Raw genomic sequence first — 4,529 nt, 5'->3', positions numbered from 1 at the left:
GGCTGGGTACGGGGCTGGGTGTGGTGCTGATTCCACTGGGCGAGGCGATCGGGGTGGGGCTAGGAGCCGGGGTATTGGGGGCATTGGCATCGACCAGTTGCCGCACCAGGGGCATGATCACCAGGACTAACAGCCCACCGCCGAAAATGACTAGGGCCAACAGACTGAACCAGCGGCCAATCCAGGGCGATCGANNCGATCGAACCAGGGGCGATCGGCCCTCAGGGGGAATTGGCGAGGGTTCCGCCGAAGGGGTCACCAGTTCCGTTTGGGGCACTTTGGCCACCACCGAGGGCAACAGGTCATCCCCTTGGAAACTATTGGGGTGATTGGGGTTGGCGGCGGGCGAAACCTCCAATTCCCGATCGAGCGGTGGACTAGGAACCATCACGGGGCGGCGCAGGCGGGCTGGATCCGGCACGAGTTGGCGCGTGGCTCCAATTTGCACCAGGCTGATGGTGGCGTTGTCATGGCCATTGTGCTGATTGGCAAGGGCAATCATTTGGGCCACGGTTTGACCGGGATCCCCTTGGCCCCAACGCACCGGGAACTGGTCACGCCACGATCGCTCGATCAGGTCAAAATCGCTCACCCCATCGGAGCAGAGGATGATCGCGCAATCCTCGTCCAGCACCATGCGGCGCACGCTGGGATAAAGTTGCTCAGAATTGCCCATGCCCAAGGCCTGTACCAGGGCCCCGGCGGCGCTGATTTGCAACAAATCTCGATAGAACCCGAGACCCAAACGGGTTTCGCGGGTAGCCAGGTCATCATCCAAGGTCAAGGCATAGCAGCCCGTGGGCGTGATTTGATAAGCGCGGCTATCGCCCACATGGGCAATGTAAAGCCATCGATCGATCACCAGGGCCAAAACCACCGTGGTGCCCATCCGTTGGCGCTCGGCTCGCCCCTCCTGCACATTGCGTTGGGTAATGACGGCATTGGCCAGCCCGATCGCCCGCAGCAGGGTGGCATTCACCAACTCAGGACTCGGGGGGGCTTGGGCGGCGGCTTCCACAAAGGGCACTAACTCGGTGGTGAGCTGTTCGATCGCCCAACGGGAAGCCACGTCCCCGCCCTCATGCCCCCCTAGCCCATCGCAGACGATCGCCAAGCCCAACCGCTGCCCTCGGGTCTGATCTTGGCTGAAGGGATAGCAAGCATCTTCATTGCGCGATCGGCTTGGCCCCGGGTCGCTCAGGCTGGCCACGGCCAGCTCCACGGGCGCATCCTGGGCCGCCACTTGGGTAATGAGCTGCTCCAAATTCGCCACCAGAGTCGGCGGATCGCAATTACCCAACGCCACCTGTTGCAACAGGGGCGACACCAAAGATTCCAAGGCCGGATGGGGCCGCAGCCGTTGCACCCACCAGCGCCCCCACTCGGCCCAACTGGGCGATCGCCCCGCATTGTCCTTCAGGGCCAACAACCGCACCCAGCCGCTCCCCACCCGCAGCCGCTCCGGCTCCAACAGGGTGGCAGTGACCCCCGCGTCTTGCAAGGGTTCCCAGAGCCGCGCCACTTGCCAAAGCCAATTCAGTTGGCGCAGGGGTGTGGCCTTGGCCCATTGATCAACCAACTTTGGCAGCAGGGATCCATCGGGGCCGATCGGGGCCCCTTCAAGCAACAAAATGGCTTCCCGGCTAAAGTTCGACTGTTTGACAACGCCGTAAATTTGGGGCACTTGGGGCCGATGCTCCACCAGCCGCAAATAGCTGAGAAGCAGGCGCGTCACCTCCCCAGGCACTTCGGGCACTTGGCCTGGCTTGCCGTCCAAAAAGCGCCGATCTCCCAAGTAGTAGTAGCGATTGGCGAGCCAAGTGCCGGGAGCCAGTGACCGCAGGTCGGATCCAATCCCGTAGAGGTATAGATGCAGCAGCGGAGCACCACAGGCAGCACAGACCTTGGCCGAGGCGGGATTCCCGTGACCGCAGTGGGAATTACTGCATTCGATCGACCCGATCGGCACCGTCATAGCTCCTCAATTGCTGCTCCCTAACGGGCCGTTAAGGGCGCAAACTCCGTCAGAATGCCATACATTGCCCAAATGGCCATCGGTCGCAGGTAGGTACTGGCCCGGAAGGTGTTTTGAGCCGTGATAGCCTCCGGCGTTCGGAATTGCAAACCCCCGCTATAGATTTGGTTCACAACGGCGGCGGCCACTTCCATGGCTTCCTGCCGGTAGCCCATTTGCAACCAAAAGGCCGCTAGCCCAAAGTTAATTCCTGTCCAGACTTCCAGGGGGTGGGTGGCCTTCGGGTTTTCGGGGGAACCATCGGGCAACACGCCGTTGGCCACCCCTAGGTTAGGCAGGTCGTGGGGAATGTTCCACCCCAGTTCCCGGGCCCGATCGCTCCGACAGAAGGCGTTGAACTTGACGAAACAGGAGTCATAAACCGTCTCGATCGTCCTGCGAACGGCGGCGCTGTCCACCACATCCGGCAGTCCCAGCAATCGGGCATAGAACTGACCACAAAGCTGATCCGCCATCACCACGTCGGAACCGCTGCCGGTGTCGAGGCGATAGGATTGCCCGTTCCAGAGGGCCAGATGATAAACCGATCGGGCTTGGGTGAGCCAGTCTTGGTAGGTGGCCAGGGTGGCCGCCAAGCGGGAGCGATCGAGGGCGGCGCGGGCCCGGTCTGATTCATAGGTTAAATCATCCAAATCCGCTTCCAGCAGCACTTGCCCGATCGCGATCGCCGCTTCCAAGGCCGCAATCCACAGGCCGCCGCAGTAGGCACTCACGCCCACCAGTCGCCAATCATCAAAGGTTTGGTCGGGTGCGCCGGAGTTTTCGGGAATGCCGTCGCCGTCTTGGTCAAAGGTTTTTAGGTAAGCGAGCGATCGCTCCACCGAATCCCAGCAGTCCACCAAGAATTGCTGATCGCTGGCCCCCGTGAGTTGATAGTCCCGGTAGACCTGCAACACGAAATCGCAGGGTAAATCCTTCCACAGGTTGCAATCCTGATAGCTGGTGTAGTTGGTGGCTTCCCAGGGATGTTCGTTCGGTGCGCCCAAATCATGGGGGGTGGCATCGGCAATCTTCCGAACCGCCGCCGCCCGGTTATAGCCAATGATTCGAGGGGTGGCATCGGCCGTGGGAATTGCCCGCGCAAAGGCTCGCATCACGGCCTTTTCCAGCTCGGGCCACAGCAACAGCAGCCCAAAGGAACCATAGAGCCGCACATCTAAACTTTCATACCAGCGGTAATCCAGACATTCGGCCACGGCGAATTGGCCCTTGGGATCTCGCTCATCGGCGGCACTCCAAACGGTGGCCCCAGCCGTCAGGTCGTATAGCTCATTGAGAAGGCCCATTTTGAACCAATCGGGCCAGTCGGGGCGATCGAGTACGGGTTTTTGCCAGGCAATGATCCCTTCGCGCCAGGCATCGTAATGCTTCAGGGCGGTGCGGGCGATCGACCAGGCCCCTTGACCATTGCGCCCGAAAAAGTCCGTGTAGCGCCGATAGTAGGTCACGCCGGCCTTGAATTCCGTGGTGGGAAAGTCCCAAGCCAAGATGAAGGGAATTTTGCGGGTTTTGCCGGGTCGGAGGGTGAAGCGAACGGCGATCGCCGCGCCAATCCGTTCACCGGCCTTGGCGGGCCGATCGTCGCTTTCGTCGGACAGGTCACCCGATCGGGAAAAATCGCGCCACAGATCCGAACCATCGCCGGCCGGATTCCAGCGGGTGTGGTGAAACACCTCCACCGCCGGGTTTTGCACCGTCATCAAGGCCCATTGGCCCATCCCTTCGGCCAAAGGGCGATCTCCCGAATCAATCAAGCCTTCCAAGTTCAGGAGCGTGCAGCCCACCCGCGAGAAATCTTCAATCCAGCGGTTAAAATTACCCTCGCTCTCGCCCCAACGGGGTTGATATTCATACTCGGGGCTGCCGTCGTCCCGCACCGTAATTTCGGGATTCTTGAGGGCATTGGTGAACCAACCCACCGTGTTTTCCCAACTGAGCAAAATACTGACCGTAATGGGGCGATCGGTGGGGTTGTGGGCCGTCCACTCAAACACCGCCACGGGATAGCTGGTTTCTTGGTAGTTGCCCGCCAAAATCGGTGAAAACTGTTCGCAGGTGAGGTGGGTCTGCAACACGTTTTCGTAAGTAAACCAACTGCGCGGGTAGAGCGCCGAGTAAGTGCCCGTTGAGCGCTCGGCCGTGGAAGCGGGATACCAAGCCCAATCCCCCAGACTGCCATCGGCGGGTGGTTCGCTGCTGAGGGCATAGGTTCGGGGTAAGTCGCCCTCTGCTTGCTCAAAAACCGCAAACTGACAGCCGGGCAGGTTGGCAAACACATGCTCCCCGCCGTCCATGTGCCAAAAGTTAAATTCACCCCGGGGAGATCGACCCAAGGAGCCGGCCCCAAACCCACCCAAGGGCGCACCATGCCAGGGGCCATCGTCCAAATTGCTGGTATAGCGGACGGTGTAAGGACGTTCCCAACCAAGGCCGATCGGGCGGCTCCAAGCGCATGGGGGGATCGACCCGGCGGAGGGGTGACCGGTGGGGGGCG

Annotated in this window: 2 protein-coding genes; both read right to left on the bottom strand. The window is 61.0% G+C overall.

The genetic code is table 11. From position 1 onward, the window contains the following. Positions 1 to 196: 196 nt before the first annotated feature. A partial coding sequence (locus AMR42_RS18845; RefSeq protein WP_234407102.1) for a protein phosphatase 2C domain-containing protein occupies positions 197 to 1,975 on the bottom strand: 1,779 nt, incomplete at its 3' end. A gap of 20 nt (positions 1,976 to 1,995) precedes the next feature. Then, positions 1,996 to 4,497, bottom strand: a complete 2,502-nt coding sequence (locus AMR42_RS18840) for a GH116 family glycosyl hydrolase (RefSeq protein ID WP_099535333.1) — start codon at positions 4,495 to 4,497, stop codon at positions 1,996 to 1,998. Positions 4,498 to 4,529 lie beyond the last annotated feature (32 nt).

The organism is Limnothrix sp. PR1529, assembly GCF_002742025.1.
GTDB lineage: Bacteria > Cyanobacteriota > Cyanobacteriia > CACIAM-69d > CACIAM-69d > CACIAM-69d.
This window is presented reverse-complemented; position numbering and strand designations above follow the sequence as displayed.